The organism is Microbacterium sp. NPDC077663, from assembly GCF_044542795.1.
Classification (GTDB): domain Bacteria; phylum Actinomycetota; class Actinomycetes; order Actinomycetales; family Microbacteriaceae; genus Microbacterium.
This window is the reverse complement of sequence record NZ_JBITVE010000002.1, coordinates 643,659-666,789: the sequence shown is the minus strand read 5'-3', so window position 1 is coordinate 666,789 and position 23,131 is coordinate 643,659. Positions and strand designations below refer to the sequence as shown.

The window sequence follows — 23,131 nt, the reverse complement described above, 5'->3', positions numbered from 1 at the left end:
GTGACGGCCGGCGCGACACGAAACGCCGGACCCGAACGGGTTCCGGCGTTTCTGAAACTGTGGAGCCTAGGAGATTCGAACTCCTGACATCCTGCTTGCAAAGCAGGCGCTCTACCAACTGAGCTAAGGCCCCCGGTGCGGTGACGGTGGGGCTACCAGGACTTGAACCTGGGACCTCTTCATTATCAGTGAAGCGCTCTAACCGCCTGAGCTATAGCCCCGTCGCTGCCGGCTCGCGTCGGCAACCTCCAAGACTTTACCCGAAGAGGGCGCCGTTTGACGAATCCGCAGCGCGGGCGGCCCGCGGCATCCGTCCGGTCTGGTTCACTGGCCTCATGAGCACGACCGCGCCCCGCGAACCCGCCCACCGCGAGCCGCAAGGGGCGGGCCTGGGGCAGCGACTGAACTGGCTGCGCGCCGGCGTGCTCGGCGCGAACGACGGCATCGTCAGTGTCGCCGCCGTCGCGGTCGGTGTCGCGGGGGCGACGAGCGACCTCGGCCCGATCCTCACGGCGACGTCCGCCGCGCTCGTGGGTGGCGCCATCTCCATGGCGCTGGGCGAGTACGTCTCGGTCAGCAGCCAGCGCGACACCGAGCGAGCGCTCATCGCGAAGGAGACCCGCGAACTGGCCGAGATGCCCGACGAGGAGCTCGCCGAGCTGGCCGAGCTGTACCGGGCGAAGGGCCTCTCGGAGGAGACCGCCCGCGCCGTCGCCGAAGAGTTGACCGCGCACGATGCGCTCCGCTCCCATCTCGACATCGAGCTCGGCATCGACCCCGATGAACTGACGAGCCCGTGGCAGGCGGCTGTGTCGTCCGCCATCGCGTTCACGCTCGGTGCACTGCTGCCGTTCCTTGCGATCCTGCTGCCGCCGGCCGAGTGGCGGGTCCCGACAACCTTCGTCGCCGTCCTCATCGCGCTCGGAATGACCGGCACCGTGTCGGCGACACTCGGCGGAGCCGGCAGGCGTCGCGCCGTCGTCCGTCTCGTCGTCGGCGGGGCGCTTGCCCTTGCCGTCACGTGGGCGCTGGGTCTGCTGTTGGGCACCTCCGTCGCGTGACGGGATGCCGCGGCATCCGACTCAGTTCGAGGTGAAGCCGACGAGCAGGCCGCCGGTGACCTTGACCATGAGGTTGTAGATCCCCGCGAGGACCGCGCCCAGCACCGTCACGACGATGAGGTTCAGGATCGCGACGACCGCAGCGAACGCCATCACCTGAGGCAGGTTCAGGATCGAGGCCAGAGTGAAGGTGTTCTCGCCGTTGACCGCGCCCAGCAGGGCGTCGACCTGTCCGACGAGACCCGTCGAGCTGATCACGAGGTAGACGAGCAGCGTCGAGACGACGGTGACGATCGCAAGGGCGACCGCCGCCAGGAACGACAGCTTCACCGCCGACCAGAAGTCGAGGTAGACGAGACGGAGGCGGACCTGCTTCGCGGTCGTCCGGCTCGAGGACTTCTTGGCCAGCTTGTCGGCTACGGAGCTCATGCGTCACTCTCTTCGGTGGTCTCGGGAGCCGCGGCGGCCTCGTCGGCCTCCGCACTCTCAGCCAGTCCCCGCTCACCGTTTCGGGCGATCGCGAGGATCCGGTCGTCGTCATCGGGGCGAGCGAAGACGACACCCATCGTGTCGCGACCCTTCGCCGGCACCTCAGCAACGGCCGAGCGTACCACCTTGCCGCTGGCAAGAACCACGAGGACCTCGTCGTCCGAGCTGACGATCAGACCACCGGCGAGCTCACCCCGGTCGTCGTGGAGTTTCGCGACCTTGATGCCGAGGCCGCCGCGGCCCTGCACCCGGTACTGGTCCACCGAGGTGCTCTTGGCGTAGCCGCCCTGGGTGACGACGAACACGTACCCCTCGTCGCGGACGACGGATGCCGAGAGCAGACTGTCGCCGTCGCGGAAGGACATGCCCTTCACGCCCTCGGTCGACCGGCCCATCGGGCGCAACGACTCGTCGTTGGCCGTGAAGCGCAACGACATGCCCAGGCGCGAGACGAGCAGCAGGTCGTCGGTCGAGTCGACGAGCATCGCGCTGACGAGCTCGTCGCCGTCCTCCTCGTCCTGACCGCGCAGGCGGATGGCGATGATGCCGCCCTGCCTGTTCGTGTCGTACTCCGAGAGCGCCGTCTTCTTGATCTTGCCGTCGCGGGTGGCGAGCACGAGGTACTCCGCCGCCGCGTAATCGCGGATGTCGAGGATCTGCGCCACGTCCTCGCCCGGCTGCAGGGCGAGGAGGTTCGCGACGTGCTGACCCTTGGCATCGCGCCCGCCCTCGGGGAGTTCGTAGCCCTTCGCGCGGTAGACGCGGCCCTTCGTCGTGAAGAACAGCAGCCAGTGGTGGGTCGTCGAGACGAAGAAGTGCTCGACGATGTCGTCGGCACGCAGCTGCGCGCCCTTCACACCCTTGCCGCCGCGGTGCTGCGAGCGGTAGTTGTCGCTGCGGGTCCGCTTGACGTAGCCGTTGCGCGTGACGGTGACGACGATCTCCTCTTCGGGGATCAGGTCCTCCATCGACATGTCGCCGTCGTAGCCGTGCAGGATGTGCGTGCGGCGCTCGTCGCCGAACTTCGCGACGATCTCGCTCAGCTCGGAGGCGATGATCGCGCTCTGCCGGTCGCGCGAGGCGAGGATGTCGTTGAGGTCCGCGATCTTGATCTCGAGCTCGGATGCCTCGTCGATGATCTTCTGGCGTTCGAGGGCGGCGAGTCGACGCAGCTGCATCGAGAGGATCGCATCGGCCTGCGCGTCGTCGATCTCGAGCAGCGACTTGAGGCCGTCGCGAGCCTCGTCGACGGTGGGGGAGCGGCGGATCAGGGCGATGACCTCGTCGAGCGCGTCGAGCGCCTTGAGGTACCCGCGCAGGATGTGCATGCGCTTCTCGGCCTCGCGCAGGCGGTAGCGCGTGCGGCGGACGATGACCTCGAACTGGTGCGTCAGCCAATAGCTGATGAAGCCGTCGAGGGGGAGCGTGCGGGGCACCCCGTCGACGATCGCGAGCATGTTCGCGCCGAAGTTCTCCTGCAGCTGCGTGTGCTTGTACAGGTTGTTGAGGACGACCTTCGCGACGGCGTCCCGCTTGAGGACGATCACGAGGCGCTGTCCGGTGCGGTCGCTCGTCTCGTCGCGGATGTCGGCGATGCCGCTGAGCTTGCCCTCGCGGGCGAGGGCCGTGATCTTGGCTGCGACGTTGTCGGGGTTCACCTGGTACGGCAGCTCGGTGATGACCAGGCACGTGCGGTTCTGGATCTCCTCGACGTTCACGACGGCGCGCATCGTGATCGAGCCGCGTCCGGTGCGGTAGGCCTCGCGGATGCCCTTGGTGCCGAGGATCTGTGCGCCGGTGGGGAAGTCGGGGCCGGGGATACGCTCGAGCAGCGCGTCGAGCAGCTCCTCACGCGTGGCATCCGGGTGTTCCAGCGCCCAGAGCACACCGTCCGCGACCTCGCGCAGGTTGTGCGGCGGGATGTTGGTCGCCATGCCGACGGCGATGCCGACCGATCCGTTGACCAGGAGGTTCGGGAACCGCGAGGGCAGCACGACCGGTTCGCGCGTGCGGCCGTCGTAGTTGTCCTCGAAGTCGACGGTGTCCTCGTCGATGTCGCGCACCATCTCGAGCGCGAGCTGGGCCATCTTCGTCTCGGTGTACCGCGGGGCCGCGGCGCCCATGTTGCCGGGGGAGCCGAAGTTGCCCTGACCGTCGGCCAGCGGGTAGCGCAGCGACCACGGCTGGACGAGGCGGACCAGGGCGTCGTAGATCGCGCTGTCACCGTGCGGGTGGTACTGACCCATGACCTCGCCGACGACGCGCGCGCACTTCGAGTAGCTCTTGTCGGGACGGTAGCCGCCGTCGTACATGCCGTAGATCACACGGCGGTGCACGGGCTTGAGGCCGTCCTCGACGCGGGGCAACGCGCGGCCCACGATGACGCTCATCGCGTAGTCGAGGTAGCTCCGCTGCATCTCGACCTGAAGGTCGACCTGGTCGATGTTGCCGTGGTTGTAACCGGCGGTCGGGTCGGGGCGCTCTTCGTCAGCCATGTTCTCTCAGTCTTCGTTCGTCGTCGGAGTGCCGGGGCGGGATGCGGGCGGACTCAGATGTCCAGGAACCGCACGTCCTTGGCGTTGCGCTGGATGAACCCGCGCCGCGCCTCGACGTCCTCGCCCATGAGCACCGAGAAGATCTCGTCGGCCGCGGCGGCGTCGTCGATGGTCACCTGACGCAGCGTGCGCGTCTCGGGGTCCATCGTCGTCTCCCACAGTTCCTTGGGGTTCATCTCACCGAGACCCTTGTAGCGCTGCACGCCGTTGTCCTTCGGGATGCGGCGGCCCGCCGCGGCGCCCTCGCGCAGCAGCGCGTCGCGCTCGGTATCGCTGTACACGTACTCGTGCGGCGCGTTAGACCACTTCAGCCGGTACAGCGGGGGCTGTGCGAGGTACACGTACCCGGCCTCGACGAGTCCGCGCATGTACCGGAACAGCAGGGTGAGCAGCAGCGTCGTGATGTGCTGGCCGTCGACATCGGCATCCGCCATCAGAACGATCTTGTGATAGCGCGCCTTCGCGACGTCGAAGTCCGGTCCGATACCGGCGCCGAACGCCTGGATCATGGCCTGGATCTCGGCGTTGCCGAGAGCACGGTCGAGCCGCGCCTTCTCGACGTTGAGGATCTTGCCGCGCAGCGAGAGGATCGCCTGCCGCTCGGGGTCGCGTCCGGAGACCGCCGAGCCGCCGGCCGAGTCGCCCTCGACGAGGAAGATCTCGCTGATCGACGGGTCCTTGCTCGTGCAGTCCTTGAGCTTCTCGGGCATGGATGCCGACTCGAAGACGCTCTTTCGACGTGCGGTCTCGCGGGCCTTGCGCGCCGCCATTCGCGCGGTCGCCGCCTCGACGGCCTTCGTGATGACGAGCTTGGCCTGCTGCGGGTTGCGGTCGAGCCAGTCGGTGAGCTGGTCGCCCACGACCTTCTGCACGAACGCCTTCGCCTCGGTGTTGCCGAGCTTCGTCTTGGTCTGGCCCTCGAACTGGGGCTCGGACAGCTTCACCGAGATGACCGCGGTGAGTCCCTCGCGGATGTCCTCGCCCGCGAGGTTGACGTCCTTCTCCTTCAGCATGCCCTTCTCGCGCGCATACCGGTTGATCTGGGTCGTCATCGCGGCCCGGAAACCCTCTTCGTGGGTTCCGCCCTCGTGCGTGTTGATCGTGTTGGCGAAGGTGAAGACGTTCTCGGTGTACGTGGTGGTCCACTGCATCGCCAGCTCGAGCGAGATGTGACGGACGGTGTCCTCGGCCTCGATCTCGATGATCTCGTCGTTGACGACGTCGGTCTTGCGGACCTTGTTCAGGTACTCGACGTAGTCGACGAGCCCGCGCTCGTACAGGAAGTCGTCGTGCCGTTGAACGGCATCCGATCCTCCCTCGGGGAGGTCGACGACGTCGACGGCGTCGGGACGCTCATCGGTGAGTGTGATGCGCAGACCCTTGTTGAGGAAGGCCGTCTGCTGGAAGCGGGTGCGCAGCGTGTTGTAGTCGAAGTGGGTCGTCTCGAAGATGGACCCGTCCGGCCAGAACGTGATGGTCGTCCCGGTCTTCTCGCTCGGCTCGCCCTGGACGAGAGGACCTTCAGGCTTGCCGCCGCCCGAGAACGTCTGACGCCACATGTGCCCCTGGCGCGCGATCTCGACCTCGAACCGGGTCGACAGCGCGTTCACGACGGATGATCCGACACCGTGCAGACCACCGGAGACGGCGTATCCGCCGCCGCCGAACTTGCCGCCCGCGTGCAGCACGGTCAGCACGACCTCGACGGTCGACTTGCTGGGGTCGGAGGAGTGCGGGTCGACCGGGATGCCGCGGCCGTTGTCGACGACGCGCAGACCACCGTCGGCCAGGATCGTGATGTGGATCGTGTCGCAGTAGCCGGCCAGGGCCTCATCGACGGAGTTGTCGACGATCTCGTAGACGAGGTGGTGCAGACCGCGCTCACCGGTCGAGCCGATGTACATGCCGGGGCGTTTGCGGACGGCCTCGAGGCCCTCGAGGACCTGGATCTCGTCAGCCCCGTACTCCGCGGGGATCCGGGGTGCGGCGGGCGGGTCGAGATCCTCGGGAATGTTGTCGGGGGTATCTGACGTCATCGGTTTCGCGCGCTCCACAATCCATCGTCTGGGCTTGATGACAGTCTAGTGCCCTCGACCGTTTCCGCGCCGCTGAACGCCGCTGTGGCGGCATGAAACCTTTCCGAAGGCTCCGGGACGTCGGTCAGCCGTAGGTATCGCGCGGACCCCGCCCTGGAACGGCTCTGGGGCCCCATTTCCAGGAGGGGACGTCCGGGCCTACGAATCGCACGGATTCGACACCGGCCTCGGGGAAGCGTCGGATGAGCTCGGTGACGATGGTCGCTCGCATGAGATGCAGGTTCTTCGCCCACGCCGTCGAATCGCACTGCACGGTCAGCACGCCGTCGCTCAGCGCGACCGGATCCGCGTGACGGGCGGTCTCCTCGCCGGCGACCTCGGCCCACTGCAGGACGAGGTCCTCCTTCGCCAGCTGGGCGTCCCACCCCGACTGGCGTGTCAGGTCGGCGAGCAGGTCGCCCACACCCTTGGGATCCCGACCCGGCGTGAAGGGCTGGTTCTCGTCGTCGTCGTTCCGCCGCGTGCGGCGGCGCTTCTTCGCGGCCGAGGGCTCGAGGCCGCGCAGTCGCAGGTAGGTCGCGACGGTCTCGGGGATGCCGGCGGGCTCAGACATCGGCATCCGTCACGATCGTGCCCGCCTCGACGCGGACGGTCCGGACCCGGAGCGACTCGGGGACGTCGCCCTCGACGGCCGCCGTCACGATCACCTGCTCGAAGTCGGCGACGACACCCGCCAATCGCGCACGGCGATCGGCGTCGAGCTCGGCGAACACGTCGTCGAGGATGACGATGGGATCGCCCAGGCGGAGCTGGTCGCGCAGGAGCTGTGCGGACGACAACCGCAACGACAGCGCGGTCGACCACGATTCGCCGTGCGACGCGTAGCCCTTCACCGGGAGTCCGCGCAGACGCAGCAGAAGATCGTCGCGATGCGGGCCGACGAGCGTCACCCCCCGCTCGAGCTCCTGCGCACGCTTGGCCGCGAGTCCGGCGCGGAAGGATGCCGCGACGGCTTCGGCCCCGATGGCCGAGCCGGTCTGCGCGACCGGGGCCGCGTCGTCCTCGGGGTCGGCGCCCTCCACCGTGAGGACCCATTCGAGCTGCGGATCGTGATCGGCTCCCGCGATCGCCTCGTACGCATCGCGCATCGGCTGGGCGAGGTCCTCGGCGAGACGCAGACGGGCCAGGATGATCTCGGTGCCGAGGGAGATGAGCTTGTCATCCCACACGTCGAGCGTCGTGAGCTGATCCGCCTTGAGTCCCCGGGCCCGCGCCGACTTCAGCAGCGCCGTGCGCTGTTTGAGGACGCGGTCGTAGTCGGCGAGGACGCCTGTCATCCGCGGCGCGCGCTGCACGAGGAGCTGGTCGGCGAAGCGGCGACGCGCCGACGGGTCGCCGCGCACGATCTGCAGGTCCTCAGGGGCGAAGAGGACGACCTGCGCGTACCTCGGGAGTTCGGCGGTGCGCACCGGCGAACCGTTGACCCGGGCCTTGTTCGATCCGGACCGGTTGAGCTGCGCTTCGAGCTGGATGCGGCGATCGCCGTAGGCCAGACGCGCGCGGACGAACGCGGCATCCGCGCCGTAACGCACCATCGGGGCGTCCTGCGAGACGCGGTGCGAGCCGAGGGTCGCGAAGTAGCCGATCGCCTCGGCGAGATTGGTCTTGCCCTGACCGTTCCGGCCGACGAACACGTTCGGTCCGGACGCCAGGCTCACGTCGGCCGCCGCATAATTGCGGAAATCGACGAGGTTCAGGTGCTCCACGATCACCGGATCACCCTCCTTCGAGGCACCGACACGCCTCGCGGTGGACGGACGGCGCGATCAGCGCAGCAGCAGGTTCGGCTGCAGCAGGTACTTGAAGCTCTCGGGGGTCCCCGAGGTCTGCGGCGTGATGAGGACCGGGCTGAGCTTGTTGGCGTTCTCGCTCGAGGTGAACGTGATCCGCGTGAACTCGCTCTTGACCGCGCCGAGCGCCTCGAGCAGGTACTGCGGGTTCAGGCCCAGGGTCACCTCGTCGCCGGCGAGCGTCGCGTCGACCGACTCGGTGGCACGCGCCTGCTCGGTGCCGGCGGCATCCATCGACACACCTTCGTCCGAGAACGTGAACCGCAGCGGGGCCGACCGGTCGAGCACGAGCGACACACGACGGACGGCCTCGGCGAGCTCGGCCGTGTTGACGACGGCGTAGTGCTCGGTCTGTGCCGGGAACAGTCGCCGGACGGGCGGGAAGTTGCCCTTGATCAGAAGCGAGGTGACGGTCTTGTTGCCCGCTGTGAAGGCGATGATCTCGCGGTCACCCGAGCCCGAGAACGAGACCTGGATGTCGCCGGAGTGGGCGAACGTCTTGCCGACCTCGGTGAGGGTGCGGGCGGGAACCAGGGCGGTCGTCGCCTCCTCACGGGCGACGGCGCCGCTGTCGAAGTTGATCTCGCGCAACGCGACCCGGTAGCGGTCGGTGGCGACGAGGCTGAGCTCGTTGCCCGTCACTTCGAGCTGGACACCGGTGAGCACCGGGGTGACGTCGTCACGGGATGCCGCGAACGCCACCTGCGCGATGGCGGTCGAGAAGTCGTCGCCCGGGACGAGGCCGGAGTCGCCCGAGACCTCGGGGATCGCGGGGTACTCGGCGACCGGCATGGCCGCCAGCGTGAACCGCGCGGAGCCGCAGGTGAGAAGGATCTCGCCGTCGGCATCCTGCGTGATCTGGATCGGTGCGTTCGGCAGCCGGCTCGCGATCTCGGACAGCAGACGCCCGTGGACGAGGATCGTGCCCGGCTCGTCGACCGTCGCCTCGATCCGGGTACGGGCGGATGCCTCGTAATCGAACGCGGCGAGCGAGAGTCCTTCGTCACTCGCCTCGATGAGGACGCCCGCGAGGATCGGCTGCGGGTTCCGCTGCGGGAGCAGTTTCACGACGAACGACACGGCTTCGCTGAATACATCGCGGTTGACGTGGAACTTCACTGATGCTCCCTTGACGGCGAGATGGGCCCTCTCATGCTAGTGCCCACGACAGGACCCTCCGGAAGCGGCCCTCGCAGGCTCCACGAGACCGCTCCGCACCCCGTGGGTGTGATCGAACCGGGCTTCCATTAGATAGATCTCTGTCTTCTTGTTAACAGCTGTGGAAACTGTGGATAAGTCGGTGGATCCCTGTCGTGGAGCCGGAACCACATCCGTGTAACTTGTGCACGGGCTGCGGAAAGACGCGTGAATGTCGGGCAGCCGCCAGGATCCGCTCCAGGAGTTCATCCACAGCTGGTCGCCGTTCGTTCACATTCGAGGGCCCGCGACGCACAGTTATCCACAGGCTTTCCACACTGTGGGAAACGGCATTTTGGTGGTCGCACGGCACACGTGTCAAGTGCGGCCGCACAGTCGGGCGTGTGGGCCCGTCAGCGAGCCGATCGACCCAGCTGCGAGGTGATCTCGGACACCTGGTTGTAGATCGAGCGACGCTCCTTCATGAGTTCGCTGATCTTCTTGTACGCGTACATCACCGTGGTGTGGTCGCGGTTACCGAAGAGCTGCCCGATCTTCGGGAGGGACAGGCTCGTGCGTTCGCGACACAGGTACATCGCGATCTGGCGGGCCGTGGCGACCGACTGCGAACGGCTGGACCCGTAGAGGTCGTCGACCGTGAGGCGGAAGTACTGGGCCGTCGCCGAGATGATGTCGGTCGGCGAGATGATGTTCGCGTCGTCCTGGTCGACGATGTCGCGCAGAACCGTCTGGGCGAGCGAGATGTCGAGGTTCGAGCGGTTGAGGCTCGCGAACGCCGAGACCCGGATGAGGGCGCCCTCGAGTTCGCGGATGTTGCTCGACACCTTCGTGGCGATGTATTCCAGCACGTCGTCGGGCACCTGCAGGCGCTCGGACTGCGCCTTCTTGCGCAGGATCGCGATACGCGTCTCGAGGTCGGGGGCCTGCACGTCGGTGATGAGGCCCCACTCGAAGCGGCTCCGCATCCGGTCCTCGAATCCGGTGAGGTGACGAGGCGGCACATCGCTGGTGATCACGACCTGCTTGTCGTGGTCGTGCAGCTGGTTGAAGGTGTGGAAGAACGCCTCCTGCGTCTCGGCACGCCCCTGCAGGAACTGGATGTCGTCGATGAGCAGGATGTCGACGTCCCGGTAGCGCGCCTGGAACGCTGAGGCACGGTTGTTGACGATCGAGTTGATGAAGTCGTTCGTGAACTCCTCACTCGACACGTATCGGACCTTGATGCCCGTGTAGAGGTTGATCGCGTAATCGCCGATCGCGTGCAGGAGGTGCGTCTTGCCCAGCCCGGAGTCGCCATAGATGAACAGCGGGTTGTAGGCCTTGGCCGGAGCCTCGGCGACGGCGACGGCAGCGGCGTGCGCGAAACGGTTGGACTGGCCGATGACGAAGTTGTCGAACGTGTACTTCGGGTTGAGCCGGGTGTCGTTGCGGGATGCCGGGGCCGCCTGCTCGCTGTACTCCTCGGCGATCGGGCGGGTCGGCGCCGACGCCGTGGGTGAGAGCGCGGACTGCACCGGGACCGGAGCGGTCAGGTGCGCGTCACCGAGCTCGGGGTTCACGACGACGCGGAACGTGCTCGCGGACGGTTCGGCGTCGACCTGTGCGAGGGCCTCCATGATCGGCCCCCGCAGGCGCTTGTTGAACTGTCCGGCCGTCAGGTCGTTGGGGACGTCGAGATAGAGCGTGCCGCTCATGACTCCCTGCGCGACGGCGAGGTTCACGAAGCCGTGCAATTGGGGTGTGACCCGGTCGTCGGTGGCCAGCACGTCGAGCACTGCGCTCCAGACGGGGACATCTGGAAGTTCGTGCTCGGACATGACCCTCCCGGGGTGTGGACAATGGTGTGTACGGTACTGTGCACAACCTGTGGATAAGTATCCGGATCACGCTAGTCATCGGCGCTCCGCAAGGCAAAACCCACTGTAGAACCGGCCCGCGTGTCGTCGCCAGCAGCCTCCCGGCGTCGGTGGATAATGGCCGGTCGGCGTCCCGGTTTGGGATCTCAGGAATCTCGACGTATCCTAGGTCGGTTGACTTGCGCCTTTCCGACGCGAGTCCCCCTGTACCTGTGTCCCCGGTCTCGAGCGTTCGGGTGACCCCGCCCATCCGGAGTGATCTTCATGAGCAAGCGCACGTTCCAGCCCAACAACCGCCGCCGCGCCAAGAAGCACGGCTTCCGCGCCCGTATGCGCACCCGCGCCGGCCGCGCCATCCTTTCGGCTCGTCGCGCCAAGGGGCGCACCGAGCTCTCGGCCTGACACCACGCGGTGCTGGCGCGCGGGAACCGCATCACCCGTGGGGCGGACTACCGTTCCGTCGTCCGCGGAGGTTCTCGCTGTCCGGCGGCACACACCGTGACCCACGTGGTCAGCACGTCTGAACAGCGCCCCCCACGCTTCGGCTTCATCGTGAGCAAGCAGGTGGGGGGCGCTGTCGTGCGCAACACGGTGCGTCGCCGGCTGAAGGCGATCTGCGCGGAGGCGTTGCCGGATGTCCGGCCCGGTGCCGATGTGGTGATCCGCGCGCTGCCGGCCGCGGCATCCGCCGACTTCGTGACCCTGCGCGCCGAGGTCATCCGCTGCATCGAGCGGAAGGCCGCCGCGTGAGCTCGGCGCCGCTGCCGTCGTACACCCGCGGGGACGCGGTGATGGATGCCGGGACTCTGCCGGCGGCGATCACCCTGCTCCCCCGCAACGCGGCCATCGCCCTGCTGCACGGATACCGGGCGACGGTCTCTCAGCTGTACGGCGACGTGTGCAAGTACTATCCCTCGTGTTCGGCCTATGCGCTGGGCGCCGTGCAGCAGCACGGGGTCCTCAAGGGCTCGGCTCTCGCGGCAGCCCGTCTCGCGAGATGTCACCCCTGGGCCGCGGGCGGCATCGACGACGTCCCCGCTCACTCGCACTTCCGGCACGACCTGACTTCGCACGGCTTCGTCGTGCCACGCAGAAAGGATTGATCCTTGGTGGATCTCTTCGCCGCCGCGGCGACCCTCCCGCCGCTTCCGAACCCGACGACACCTGAGCCGGGTGACCCGGATTTCTTCAGCATCATCCTGTGGCCGTTCAAGTTCGTCGTCGAGGCCATTCTCGTCTTCTGGCACTGGATCTTCACCTCCATCGGACTGGCGCCGGATGCCGGCCTGACCTGGGTTTTGTCCATCATCGGCCTCGTCATTGTGGTCCGTGCCGCGCTTATCCCGCTGTTCGTGCGCCAGATCAAGAGCCAGCGCAAGATGATGGAGCTCGCGCCCGAGATGCGCAAGATCCAGGAGCGCTACAAGGGCAAGCGCGACCAGCTGTCCCGCGAGGCGATGAGCCGCGAGACGATGGCGATGTACAAGAAGCACGGCACGACGCCGCTGTCGAGCTGCCTGCCTCTCCTCGTGCAGATGCCCATCCTCCTCGGCATGTTCTACACGCTCAGTGAGGTGAAGCGGCACGCCGAGTGGGGTGTGGGCGGCACCGGCCTGCTGAACGCGACCCTCACCCGCGAGTTCTACAACGCGGAGCTCTTCGGCGTCGCACCGCTGCACGTCAACATGATCGACGCGATCAACACCAATCAGACGGCGACCGTCGTCATCCTGGTGATCCTTGTGATCCTGATGATCCTGTCGCAGTTCTTCACGCAGCTGCAGATCATCTCGAAGAACCTCTCCCCCGAAGCCAAGACCGGCCAGGCCTACCAGATGCAGCGCATCATGCTGTACGTCCTGCCGCTCGCCTTCATCTTCTCGGGTGTCTTCTTCCCGCTCGGCGTCGTCATGTACTGGTTCACCTCGAACATCTGGACCATGGTCCAGCAGTTCGTCGTCATCCGGAACCTGCCCACCCCGGGCTCGGAGGCCGCCAAAGCCCGCGAGGAGCGCCTGGCGAAGAAGGGCAAGGCGCTCGACTCCAGCGGCAAGGTCATCCCTCTCGCGAAGTACGAGGCCGAGCAGCAGCGCCTGTTCGAAGAGGCGGAGCGCGCCAAGGCCGACGCACCGAAGCGCCAGCAGCCGGTGAGCAAGCAGCGCGCGAAGAAGCAGGCCCAGAAGGGCAAGCAGGACGGCACGTCCTGACGAGGACCGAAGGATCGATCGATGACGACCACTGACCAGACCCCCGCCGCCCGCGCGGTGCCGACCGTCGACGAACTCGAGCAGGAAGGCGACATCGCCGCCGACTTCGTCGAGGGAATCCTCGACATCGCGGACATCGACGGCGACCTGACACTCGATGTCCGTGCCGGCCGTGCCTACGTGTCGGTCGAGAACGACCAGCCCGACGCCCTCGCACTCCTGTCGGACCCCGACACGGTGCAGGCGCTGCAGGAGCTGACGCGTATCGCCGTGCAGACGAAGACCGGACGGTTCTCGCGACTCATCCTGGATGTCGGCGGATCCCGCGATGCGCGCCGCGTTCAGCTGCAGAAGCTCGTGGAGCGCGCGGTGGAGCGCCTTGACGACGGTGCGTCGCAGGCCTCCCTGCCCGCGATGTCGAGCTACGAGCGCAAGCTGGTGCACGACATCGCCGCGGAGCACGGACTGGTGTCGGAGTCGTACGGCGAGGGCGCAGACCGCCACACCGTTCTCCGCCGTGGCTGACGTTTCACGTGAAACATCCGAGAAGGAGCCGGATGCCGCGGCATCCGTCTTCCGTGATCGGATCGACCTCGGGCGTCGCTTCACACAGGCGCTGATCGCGCAGGGAGAAGAGCGCGGCCTCATCGGTCCGCTCGAACTCCCCCGCATCTGGACGCGTCACATCCTGAACAGCGCCGTTGCCGCACCTCTGTTCACCGCGGGATCCCGGGTGGGTGACATCGGTTCCGGCGCCGGCCTCCCGGGACTCGTTCTGGCGATCGCGCGCCCGGACGTGCGATGGGTGCTCATCGAGCCGATGGAGCGTCGGGTCGCGTGGTTGACCGAGCAGACGAACGAGCTCGGGCTCGACAACGTCGAGGTGATGCGGGCTCGTGGTGAGGACTGGTCGGAGGGACCGGTGCTCGACGCCGTGACTGCTCGTGCCGTGAGCGCCTTCCGCACGCTGATCCCGATCACGGCGCCCCTGGTCCGCGATGGCGGCGAGCTCATCCTGCTGAAGGGTGCCAACGCGGCGAATGAGATATCTGCCGCAGAGAAGGCGATACGGAAGTTCCGGTTGTCGGACGTCCGCGTCGAGCCGATCGGCGACGGGGTCGTTTCCGAGCCGACCCGAGTGATCCGCGCCACCGTGCGCTGATCAATCCGTGGGTGTTTCACGTGGAACATCGACGCGGAGGGTCGGTCAGCAGAACGTGTTTCACGTGAAACAACGCCCGCGGCCCGGGGGTCGTCCATGGCCTCGACTACAGTGGGTACGTCCTCGACACGACAGGAGTAACAGGTGCCGGATTCGGAGAACACCACCTCTCCCGCACCCTTCTCTTTCGACGACAGTCCGATCGCGCGCGAATTGGCCGATCTGACGTCCCGCAGGAAGGTCCTCGCCGAGGTGAAGGTCGACTTCGACGGCTCCACCCGCGTCTTCACGGTGTCGAATCAGAAGGGCGGCGTGGGCAAGACCACGACGACGGTCAATCTCGCGGCGGGTCTCGCGTCCATCGGCGCTCGGGTGCTGGTCATCGACCTCGATCCGCAAGGCAACTCGTCCACCGCCCTCGGTATCCCGCACAGCGCGGATGTCGCCAGCATCTACGACGTCCTCATCGACGAGGAGCCGCTCTCGGACGTGATCCAGACGAGCCCTGAGTCGGACAACCTGCTGTGCGCGCCCTCGACGATCCACCTGGCGGGCGCGGAGATCGAGCTGGTGTCGCAGGTCGCCCGCGAGCACCGGCTGCGGACCGCGCTCGAGTCGTATCTCGCCGACAACCATGTCGACTTCGTCTTCATCGACTGCCCGCCGTCGCTCGGACTCCTCACCATCAACGCCTTCACCGCGGCGACGGAGGTGCTGATCCCGATCCAGTGCGAGTACTACGCACTCGAAGGCCTCAGCCAGCTGCTCGGAAGCGTGTCGATGATCCAGAAGCACCTCAATCCGGCGTTGCATCTTTCGACAATCCTGCTCACGATGTACGACGGCAGGACGCGGTTGGCCCAGCAGGTCGCCGACGAGGTGCGCACACACTTCCCGGATCGCGTGCTGACGACCGTCATCCCGCGATCGGTCCGCGTCTCCGAGGCGCCCAGCTTCGGTCAGACCGTCATCGCCTACGACGGCCAGTCGGCCGGTGCCGTGGCCTACCGCGAGGCGGCCGTCGAGATCGCGCGCCGCGGACGCGCACAGAACTCAGAAGAAGGAGCCCACTGATGGCGAAGCGAACCGGATTGGGGCGGGGCATCGGAGCCCTCATCCCCACGCAGGACCCGTCGGAGGCCCGTCCTGTCGACGTGTTCTTCCCGGGTGCGTCCCTTTCGGCGGCCGAGACGGATGCCGCACCCGCGGATACTCCCGCATCGGAGGCTCTGGCGGGGGAGGATGACCTGGTCGCCGTCCCCGGCACGCGCCTCATCGAGGTCGACCCGAACGCGATCGTCCCCAACCCGCGCCAGCCGCGGACGAACTTCGACCCGGATGACCTGGCGGAGCTCGTGCACAGCGTCCGCGAGTTCGGCGTGCTGCAGCCCATCGTTGTCCGCCGCAACGACGACGGCGAGTACGAGCTCATCATGGGTGAGCGCCGCACCCGCGCCGCCCGGGAAGCGGGGCTCACGGCGATCCCCGCGGTCCTCCGCGAGACCGAGGACGAGAACCTCCTGCGCGACGCGCTCCTCGAGAACCTGCACCGGTCCCAGCTGAACCCGCTCGAGGAGGCGTCGGCGTACCAGCAGCTCCTCGAGGACTTCGGCATCACGCAGGAGGAGCTCGCCACCCGCATCGGTCGGTCCCGTCCGCAGATCAGCAACACCATCCGCCTGCTCAAGCTGCCGATGCCCGTGCAGCAGCGTGTGGCCGCCGGTGTGCTCAGTGCCGGCCATGCCCGCGCCATCCTCTCGGTCGACGACGCCGAGCACATGCAGCGCCTCGCCGACAAGATCGTGAACGAGGATCTGTCGGTCCGCGCGGCCGAGGCTGCGGCGAAGACGATCGGCAACCGGGTGCGTCCGCTGCCCAAGGCCGGCGCCCGTCGTGCGCATCTCGACGACGTCGCAGAGCGTCTGGGAGACCGGCTCAACACGAAGGTCAAGATCTCACTGTCGGCGCGTAAAGGCCAGATCAGCATCGATTTCGCGACCATCCAGGATCTGAACCGCATCCTCGGCGAGCTCGGTGAGACGGAGTTCGGCGCGTCGTGAGCGGGTCCCCTCCGCGCGGGTGCGCGCGTAGGCTGGTGGGGTGAACGATCGTCTGAACCTCCCTCGACGCGCCAGTCTCGAGGTACTGCGCGCAGAGGCCTCGGATGAGCTGTCGGTGTTGGTCGAAGAGCGCCTGAGAGAGGGCGAAGACCCCTGGGCGTTCATGGAGGACCTTCCCTCCGTCGATGAGCTCGTCGTCCTCACCTTGCGTGCCGAGAACATCGCCGCCGACGGGGGACAGCGTCCGACGCAGGCGCGCAATTACCGCGTGCTGCGGCAGATCGCCCTCGACTATCCGCCGCTCAGCGCTGCCGTGTGGCGTCTGCTGGGCAGCGAGCCCCACCGCACGTGGAATGTGTCGGTTCGCGCGTCCTGACCGTTCCACGTGAAACATCCGCATCTCGCTAGGGCTCGCGCGTGACACCCGATCTCCTCAGGGTCGCAATGCTGGACATCGCTCCGTCCGGCGGCGCCGACCTGAACCTCGAGAGGGTGTCGGCCGCGCTGAGGAAGCGCGGGGTCGCGGCGGTCGTCGGTGAGGAGGACGGTACGGTGACCGCCCGCGTCGCTCTCACGACGGGCGGCGACCTCGTCGTCGAGTCGGGGGACTCGCTGACCGCGACGGCGCCGCAGCCTGTGCTCGACGCTCTCGCACGGGACTGGTCGGCTGACGTCCTGCTCGAGGCGGGAGACCTCTTCCTGGTCGGTCGTGGCCGGGGTGCCGCAGACGAGGCACCGGTCACCGCCCCGGTGCAGGACCATCCGGTCCGCGTACACGTCGTGCGGGGCGACCACGCGGGGTCGCGGGCAGCGCTTCCGCAGCAGCTGGAGGCATCCGTCACCGTCGTCGAGGCGGAGGGCGCGCTGATCGTCATGCCCCACGGGCACAGCCGGGACGCATGGCCGCCTGCGCAGCGCCCCGTCGTCACCATCAGCCGCACCCGGACGAGTGTCGTCGTCGAGGTCTTCAGCGCGGCCGGATTGGCCGCCTTTCCCGACGCAGAGCGGATGCGGGGGCGCGGCATCCCGGATCTGACCCTGTCGTGGCCGGCCCGGTGGTTCCCGGTCCTCCCGGAGGTGGGCACCGCGGGGGAGGTGCAGCGCATGCTGTGTCAGGCGGCGCTGGAGCGGATCCCGGAGCTCCCCGATGAGGGTCCGGTGCTCGAGGAGCTGCGTCTCACGCGGCCCGAGCTCGACCGGCTGCGCTCGTTGCAGAACGACGGCGCCCTGGCCGGACACATCGTGCGCACGTTCCATCTCCCGGGCGTCGTCGACGACATCGTCCTGCGGCGGGTCGACGTCGACGCCCTCCCGGGCGCGCGTCGCATCGAGCGCACGGAATGGGGGCGTCGTGCGTGGGAGCTGACGGCGCGCCCGTCCCTGTGGTCTCGGCTGTTCCGACGCGGCGGAAACGACGAAGGACCCGGCGACCGGGGTCGCGCGGGTCCTTCGTGAAGCGGGCTGCTCAGCCGATGTAGTCGGCGAGGTCCTGCTCGAGGGCGAACTTCGGCTTCGCGCCGATGATCGTCTTCTCGACCTCACCCTTGTTGAAGACCTTCATCGCCGGGATCGACGTGATCTGGTACTCCATGGCGAGGTTCGGGTTCTCGTCGACGTTCAGCTTCAGAACCGTGATCTTCTCGGGGTTCTCGGTCTGGATCTCGTCGAGGATGGGGCCGACCATGCGACAGGGGCCGCACCACGCCGCCCAGAAGTCCACCAGAACGGGACCTTCGGCGTTGATGACGTCCTGCTGCCAGGTGCTCTCACTCGTGGCCTTGGCGGTCATATGTCTGTCTCCTTAAGAATCGACACGTCGGTGTCAGGGAAAAGAACGCAGCGGATGCCGCAATTGTTCCGCGCTCAGGCCGCGTCGGCCTCGGCGTCGGGACGATCGTCGATGACGGCGGCATCCTGAGCGGGCGCCCCGGCGTCGCCGCGCGCGGCGAGGTAGTGCTCGAGGTCGAGCGCGGCGACCGTTCCGCTGCCCGCCGCGGTGACCGCCTGGCGGTAGGTCGGGTCGATGACGTCACCCGCGGCGAAGACACCGGGGATCGAGGTCTTCGACGTGCGGCCGTCGACCCACACCGTGCCGTGCTCGGTGATGTCGAGGACGTTGTGCACGAGGTGGGTGCGCGGGTCGTACCCGATCGCGACGAACACACCGTCGAGAGCCAGGTCGCGCTCGGAGCCGTCGACGGTGTCGCGCAGGCGCAGGCCCGTCACGGCATCCTCGCCCAGGACGTCGATGACCTCGCTGTTCCAGACGAACTCGATCTTCTCGTTCGCCTTGGCGCGGTCCTGCATGATCTTCGAGGCGCGCAGCTCGTCACGACGGTGGATGACGTAGACCTTCGAGGCGAACTTGGTGAGGAACGTGGCCTCTTCCATCGCCGAATCGCCACCACCGACGACGGCGATGACCTTCTCGCGGAAGAAGAAGCCGTCGCACGTGGCGCAGTACGAGACACCGCGGCCGGAGAGGCGGGATTCGCCCTCGATGCCGATCTTGCGCGGGGCGGAACCGGTGGCGAAGACGATCGCCTCGGCCTCATGCGTCTCGCCGCGGCCGAGGGTGACCTTCTTGATGTCGCCGGACACGTCGAGCGAGACGACGTCATCGTAGACGACCTCGGCGCCGAACTTCTCGGCCTGCTCCTGCATCTTGGTCATGAGGTCGGGGCCCATGATGCCCTCGGGGAACCCGGGGAAGTTCTCGACCTCGGTCGTGTTCATCAGCTCTCCGCCGGCCTCGACCGAGCTCGCCACGACGAGGGGCGACAGGTTCGCGCGCGCCGCGTAGATCGCCGCGGTGTACCCCGCCGGACCCGAGCCGATGATGATGACCTTGCGCACGATGAATCCTCTCTTCGTCTGGGCGAAGTTCGCGCCCGGACAGTTCAACCCATGGTAGCCGCGTGGCATTCCACGAACCGGGGGCTCACCGGCCCGGAAGGAAGCGGCGGACGGCGCGGAACGCGACACCGAGCTCGGGGGTGCGGAACAGGGCCAGGATGCCGCCGTAGACGAGCAGCGTGACACCGCCGATGAGCGCGGCGCCGACGAAGCCGAGGAGACGCTCGGAGACGGCCCAGCCGTCGACCCCGCCGAAGAGGATGAACAGGCCCCAGCCGGCCGCAGCGGCGGGGATCGCGGCGAGGAGGAAGCGCAGGATCCCGCGGAACGCGTCGCCGAGTCCCAGGGGACCGATCCTGCGTCGCAGCAGGAGCAGAGCCAGGGCGAACTGCACGATGTTGGCCACCGACTGACCGAGCGCGATGGCGACGGCGAGCCAGGTGACGGGCAGGATTCCGGCACTCAGCAGGGCGGAGGCGGTCACGGCCGTCGCGATGACCAGCACGGCCTGCACGAGTGTGTAGAAGAACGGCGTGCGCGTGTCCTTCAATGCGTAGAACGTGCGCTGGAGGCCGAACTGGAAGGACAGCGGCAGGAGGGCGACGAGGTAGGCCGCGAGGACGAGGGCGAAGGCGACCGCCTTCTCGGGCGTGGGGGTGAACAGGCGCGAGAGCGGCACCGCGGCCACAGCCATCGCGGCGAGGATCCCGACCATGAAGATCCCGACGGTGCGGGTGAGGGAGGACAGGTCGGCGGTGACGGCATCCGTCCGTCCCTCGGCGACATGCTCGCTGAGCTTCGTGTAGTAGGGAGTGCCGAGCGACAGGACGATCACGGAGAACGGGAGCATGAACAGCAACCAGGCGTTCTGCAAGGTCGCCCCGGCCGCGGCGGGACCCGACGCGGCGCCCACGATGTTGACCTGGAACGCCCCGGCGACCTGGCCGACGACGACCATGAGGAACGTCCAGCCGGCCAGTCGTCCGATCTGTCGGAGACCGATGCCCCGCCACCGGAAGTCGGGCCGCACGTGCAGGCCCGCGCGCCGCCAGAAGAGGAAGAGGATGCCGGCCTGCACGACGATGCCGAGGGTCGCGGTGCCGCCCATCAACGCGATCATCCCCGTCGTCCAGCCCGTGGCGGCTTCGTAGGTGCCGAACAGGGCGATGAAGACACCGAAGCCGGCAATCGAGATCACGTTGTTCACGATGGGAGACCACGCGAACGGGCCGAAGACGCGGTTCGCATTGAGGATCTCGCCAACGAGCGCGTACAGGCCGTAGAAGAGCAGTTGCGGCAGACACCAGTACGCCAGGGCGAGGGTCAGGCTCTTCGCCTCGTCCGTGAACTCTCCTGCGTAGATCTCGACCAGGACGGGGGCGGCGACGACGGCGACCGCCGTGACGAACAGCAACGCGAGCACGCCCAGTGTCAGGAGCTTCGAGACGAAGGCGTCGCCCCGGTCGTCGTGGGTCTTCACCGCCTTGACGATCTGCGGGACGATCACCCCGGCCAGTAGCCCGGAAGAGATCAATGCGAACACGGAGTTCGGCAGCTGGTTCGCGATGGCGAAGGAGTCGGCAGCCTTCGCGCCGACGGTTCCGACCGCGACGGTCAGCACAATGTTGCGGATGAGCCCGGTGATCCGGGACGCCATGGTCCCGGCGGCGACGGTGGCGCTCGCGCGTCCGAGACCTGCCATCAGGGGGCCACCGGCATCCGCTTGCGACGTCGCACCGTGCGAACGACACCGAAGACGAGGAGGGCCGAGACGAGGACGGTGAGGATGACGAGGGCCACCGACTCCCATTCGGCGCGTACCGACACCTCGACGGTCTCGCTCGGACCGATCTCGACGCCCGCGGGAGTGCGCAACTGCAGGTCGACGGAGGACTCGCCGCTGCCGACGAGGGCGGAGACCGGGATCGCGACGCGGCTGGTCTGCTGTGCACCGATCTCGACCTCGGTCGACGCCTCGATCACGAGGCGCGCATCGCCGGGTGCGGCCAGCAGGTCGACACGCGCCGGCCAGGGGAGGTCGTTGCGGACGGTGAAGACGAGGGGCGCGGACGACCCCGCGAGGGTGATGGGACCGCCGAGGACCAGGGCGACCCCGTCGGTCCACGTGGCGATGCGCTCGCGCTGGGCCTGGATCGCGGCATCCCACCCTTCACGGTCATCGAGCCACGCGTTGCCGAGCAGCTGCAGCTCGGTCGCCCGTTCCGACGAGGTGAGCAGCGAGGAGTCCTCGAGCACACCGGCGATGCGCTGCAGCCCGCCCTGCGCGGCGCGGAACTCGTCGATCACCGCGGTGCGGTCGCCGTCCGCGGGCACGGAGTCGAGCTCGACCGCCGCCGGGGGCGCCGCGAGGAGGCCGTCGAGGTCGGTCGTGGTCCATCCGGGCAGGTCGGTGGCGGCGTCGATCGCGGCGTTGAGGGCCGCCGCCGACCGTCCGTTCGCACGGTCGACCGTGACGAGCAGGGGCGCGGCCGGGTCGCTCAGCGCTGCCCGTGCCGTGAACTCCGCGAGGACGGCGCCGCGCGCGGTCTCGGCATCTGTGGTCGAGGCGTCCTCGAGCAGGCGCGACAGGGTGTCGTCGTAGACGAGCAGGTCGGCGTCACCGGCGACCGCGTGCGCCCCGGGCCCCGATCGCACGACCGACGTCGGCAGCAGGGTGACGGGGGCGTCCTCGCCGCCGGTGACGGCTCCGAGAGCGGCGGCCGTCTCGGCGCCGGCCGTACCCGTGGCCGGCCAGAAGACGCTGTCGCGATCGGCTCCGACGTCGAACAACTCCTCGAGCGTGGGGAGAACGGGCTCGGCGGGCGTCGGAACCGGCGTGGGGGTCGCGGCCGCACCGTCGGCCGTCACCGCGAAGTCCGCCGGGTCGAGGTAGGCCGCGAACGAGACGGGACGGACGGGGGATGCCTCGCCCGCACCGATCTGCGCCGTGAGGTCGGCGTCGCCGTACTGCAGGGCGAAGCGGTCGTTCGGGAGCGCCATGAGCTCGTCCAGCCATGCGACCGCCTCGGTGGGAGCCGCGGAGCCGAGCGCGCGGATCGACGCCGTGATCGCGGGATCGACGGCGAGGATCGCGGCCGTTCCCGCCACGGCATCCAGCTGGTTGCGGAGCGCGCCCCCGTCGGCGGTGAGCTCGGCGAGCGACTCGGAGCTGAGGACACCGCTGGACTGCGGCCCGGCGGTGATCGGCACGATCACCCCCACCTGACGCTCGCTGGCGCCCGTCTCGGGCACCACGACGACGGTCCGGACGCGCACGGTGTCGTCGCCCGTGCCGTAGACGGCGCGGACCGGGTAGACGCCCGGGTCGAGGTCGTCGACGGCGGCGTCGCCGGTGTCGATCGCGAGAGAAGCGGATGCCGACTGTTCCGCTGCGATCTCGGGCATCGCGATCTCGCCGACCTCGTCGAACGAGGTTCCCGTGGAACCGCTGTCGAGCCAGGACGCGAGGGCGGCTGTCGACGCGAGCGGCTCGGCTCCGATTCCGACCGTCGCCGGGCCGGCGGGGAGCGGGTCGGGTCCCGGGTTGTCGGCGGTGAGCGTCAGGGTCAGCTCGCCGACGGAGGGAACCACGCCGCCGTCAGCGGGTGCCAACGAGGCGGTGACCGTGTCGTCGGCCGTGTCGTCGACGGCGGCCAACGCGGCCGGGGCGGGCACGGCGAGGGCGATCGCGGCCGTCGCGGCCGCCGCCGCGCGCAGCCACCGGGATCGGCGAGGCGGACGTCGGCCCGGAGCAGGCGAGATGAAGGTCATGAAGAGGTCGGTTCCCGTGCGATCGATGACCGCACCATCGGGAGTGATTCTAGGGTCCCGGTCCTGCGGA

22 protein-coding genes and 2 tRNA genes are annotated in these 23,131 nt (G+C 68.1%); 11 read left to right on the top strand and 13 right to left on the bottom strand.

The annotated features are described in order from the left end of the window. Window positions 1–60: 60 nt before the first annotated feature. Window positions 61–133 (bottom strand) — tRNA-Ala (locus tag ACIGEP_RS10755). 14 nt (window positions 134–147) lie between these two features. Then, window positions 148–221 (bottom strand) — tRNA-Ile (locus ACIGEP_RS10750). Window positions 222–335: 114 nt separating this feature from the next. On the opposite strand from ACIGEP_RS10750, the gene ACIGEP_RS10745 reads away from it, so the two are divergent. Continuing rightward, complete coding sequence (locus tag ACIGEP_RS10745) at window positions 336–1,061, top strand: VIT family protein (protein WP_396661609.1); 726 nt, start codon at window positions 336–338, stop codon at window positions 1,059–1,061. Between the two features lie 21 nt (window positions 1,062–1,082). On the opposite strand, the gene ACIGEP_RS10740 is transcribed toward ACIGEP_RS10745, so the two are convergent. From ACIGEP_RS10740 to dnaA, 7 genes are all read right to left on the bottom strand, one after another. Continuing rightward, window positions 1,083–1,490 carry a DUF3566 domain-containing protein gene (locus ACIGEP_RS10740; RefSeq protein WP_396661608.1) on the bottom strand — a complete coding sequence of 136 codons (408 nt, stop codon included), beginning with the start codon at window positions 1,488–1,490 and terminating at the stop codon, window positions 1,083–1,085. Further along, complete coding sequence (gyrA, locus tag ACIGEP_RS10735) at window positions 1,487–4,045, bottom strand: DNA gyrase subunit A (RefSeq protein WP_396661607.1); 2,559 nt, start codon at window positions 4,043–4,045, stop codon at window positions 1,487–1,489. The genes ACIGEP_RS10740 and gyrA overlap by 4 nt, the downstream gene beginning before the upstream one ends. A gap of 53 nt (window positions 4,046–4,098) precedes the next feature. Then, complete coding sequence (gyrB, locus tag ACIGEP_RS10730; RefSeq protein ID WP_396661606.1) at window positions 4,099–6,141, bottom strand: DNA topoisomerase (ATP-hydrolyzing) subunit B; 2,043 nt, start codon at window positions 6,139–6,141, stop codon at window positions 4,099–4,101. A gap of 124 nt (window positions 6,142–6,265) precedes the next feature. Beyond that, window positions 6,266–6,760 carry a DUF721 domain-containing protein gene (locus ACIGEP_RS10725; RefSeq protein WP_396661605.1) on the bottom strand — a complete coding sequence of 165 codons (495 nt, stop codon included), beginning with the start codon at window positions 6,758–6,760 and terminating at the stop codon, window positions 6,266–6,268. Next, window positions 6,747–7,913: a DNA replication/repair protein RecF gene (gene recF / locus ACIGEP_RS10720; RefSeq protein WP_396661604.1), complete on the bottom strand. Its 1,167-nt coding sequence runs from the start codon at window positions 7,911–7,913 to the stop codon at window positions 6,747–6,749. The genes ACIGEP_RS10725 and recF overlap by 14 nt, the downstream gene beginning before the upstream one ends. A gap of 54 nt (window positions 7,914–7,967) precedes the next feature. Then, window positions 7,968–9,110 carry a DNA polymerase III subunit beta gene (gene dnaN, locus ACIGEP_RS10715; protein WP_396661603.1) on the bottom strand — a complete coding sequence of 381 codons (1,143 nt, stop codon included), beginning with the start codon at window positions 9,108–9,110 and terminating at the stop codon, window positions 7,968–7,970. A gap of 431 nt (window positions 9,111–9,541) precedes the next feature. Further along, entirely contained in the window at window positions 9,542–10,843 is a 1,302-nt protein-coding gene (gene dnaA, locus ACIGEP_RS10710) for a chromosomal replication initiator protein DnaA (protein ID WP_396661985.1), read from the bottom strand. Window positions 10,844–11,269: 426 nt separating this feature from the next. Between dnaA and rpmH the strand changes: the two genes are divergently transcribed. The 10 genes from rpmH (at window position 11,270) to ACIGEP_RS10660 (ending at window position 17,889) form a co-directional block, all read left to right on the top strand. Continuing rightward, a complete protein-coding gene (gene rpmH, locus ACIGEP_RS10705; RefSeq protein WP_022879826.1) occupies window positions 11,270–11,407 on the top strand; it encodes a 50S ribosomal protein L34 in 138 nt (45 codons plus the stop codon). A 9-nt stretch (window positions 11,408–11,416) separates the two neighbouring features. Beyond that, entirely contained in the window at window positions 11,417–11,755 is a 339-nt protein-coding gene (gene rnpA / locus ACIGEP_RS10700; protein ID WP_396661602.1) for a ribonuclease P protein component, read from the top strand. Between the two features lie 41 nt (window positions 11,756–11,796). Next, complete coding sequence (yidD, locus tag ACIGEP_RS10695) at window positions 11,797–12,108, top strand: membrane protein insertion efficiency factor YidD (RefSeq protein ID WP_396661984.1); 312 nt, start codon at window positions 11,797–11,799, stop codon at window positions 12,106–12,108. A 6-nt stretch (window positions 12,109–12,114) separates the two neighbouring features. Beyond that, complete coding sequence (yidC, locus tag ACIGEP_RS10690) at window positions 12,115–13,212, top strand: membrane protein insertase YidC (protein WP_396661983.1); 1,098 nt, start codon at window positions 12,115–12,117, stop codon at window positions 13,210–13,212. Between the two features lie 21 nt (window positions 13,213–13,233). Then, the gene (locus ACIGEP_RS10685) at window positions 13,234–13,737 is read left to right on the top strand and encodes a protein jag (RefSeq protein WP_396661601.1); all 504 of its coding nucleotides are present in this window, start codon (window positions 13,234–13,236) and stop codon (window positions 13,735–13,737) included. Further along, the gene (rsmG, locus tag ACIGEP_RS10680) at window positions 13,730–14,374 is read left to right on the top strand and encodes a 16S rRNA (guanine(527)-N(7))-methyltransferase RsmG (RefSeq protein ID WP_396661600.1); all 645 of its coding nucleotides are present in this window, start codon (window positions 13,730–13,732) and stop codon (window positions 14,372–14,374) included. The genes ACIGEP_RS10685 and rsmG overlap by 8 nt, the downstream gene beginning before the upstream one ends. A 144-nt stretch (window positions 14,375–14,518) precedes the next feature. After that, complete coding sequence (locus ACIGEP_RS10675; RefSeq protein WP_396661599.1) at window positions 14,519–15,448, top strand: ParA family protein; 930 nt, start codon at window positions 14,519–14,521, stop codon at window positions 15,446–15,448. Continuing rightward, window positions 15,448–16,434 carry a ParB/RepB/Spo0J family partition protein gene (locus ACIGEP_RS10670; RefSeq protein WP_396661598.1) on the top strand — a complete coding sequence of 329 codons (987 nt, stop codon included), beginning with the start codon at window positions 15,448–15,450 and terminating at the stop codon, window positions 16,432–16,434. The genes ACIGEP_RS10675 and ACIGEP_RS10670 overlap by 1 nt, the downstream gene beginning before the upstream one ends. Window positions 16,435–16,474: 40 nt before the next feature. Then, complete coding sequence (locus ACIGEP_RS10665) at window positions 16,475–16,810, top strand: tryptophan synthase subunit alpha (protein WP_396661597.1); 336 nt, start codon at window positions 16,475–16,477, stop codon at window positions 16,808–16,810. 68 nt (window positions 16,811–16,878) lie between these two features. Then, complete coding sequence (locus ACIGEP_RS10660) at window positions 16,879–17,889, top strand: hypothetical protein (RefSeq protein ID WP_396661596.1); 1,011 nt, start codon at window positions 16,879–16,881, stop codon at window positions 17,887–17,889. A 10-nt stretch (window positions 17,890–17,899) separates the two neighbouring features. Here the strand turns inward: ACIGEP_RS10660 and trxA are convergent, their stop codons facing one another. From trxA to ACIGEP_RS10640, 4 genes are all read right to left on the bottom strand, one after another. Beyond that, window positions 17,900–18,223 carry a thioredoxin gene (gene trxA, locus ACIGEP_RS10655; protein ID WP_396661595.1) on the bottom strand — a complete coding sequence of 108 codons (324 nt, stop codon included), beginning with the start codon at window positions 18,221–18,223 and terminating at the stop codon, window positions 17,900–17,902. A gap of 74 nt (window positions 18,224–18,297) precedes the next feature. Beyond that, window positions 18,298–19,290, bottom strand: a complete 993-nt coding sequence (gene trxB / locus ACIGEP_RS10650; RefSeq protein WP_396661594.1) for a thioredoxin-disulfide reductase — start codon at window positions 19,288–19,290, stop codon at window positions 18,298–18,300. 85 nt (window positions 19,291–19,375) lie between these two features. Then, complete coding sequence (murJ, locus tag ACIGEP_RS10645; RefSeq protein WP_396661593.1) at window positions 19,376–20,992, bottom strand: murein biosynthesis integral membrane protein MurJ; 1,617 nt, start codon at window positions 20,990–20,992, stop codon at window positions 19,376–19,378. Continuing rightward, window positions 20,992–23,061: a DUF6049 family protein gene (locus ACIGEP_RS10640; RefSeq protein WP_396661592.1), complete on the bottom strand. Its 2,070-nt coding sequence runs from the start codon at window positions 23,059–23,061 to the stop codon at window positions 20,992–20,994. Before ACIGEP_RS10640 ends, murJ begins: the two co-directional genes overlap by 1 nt. Window positions 23,062–23,131 lie beyond the last annotated feature (70 nt).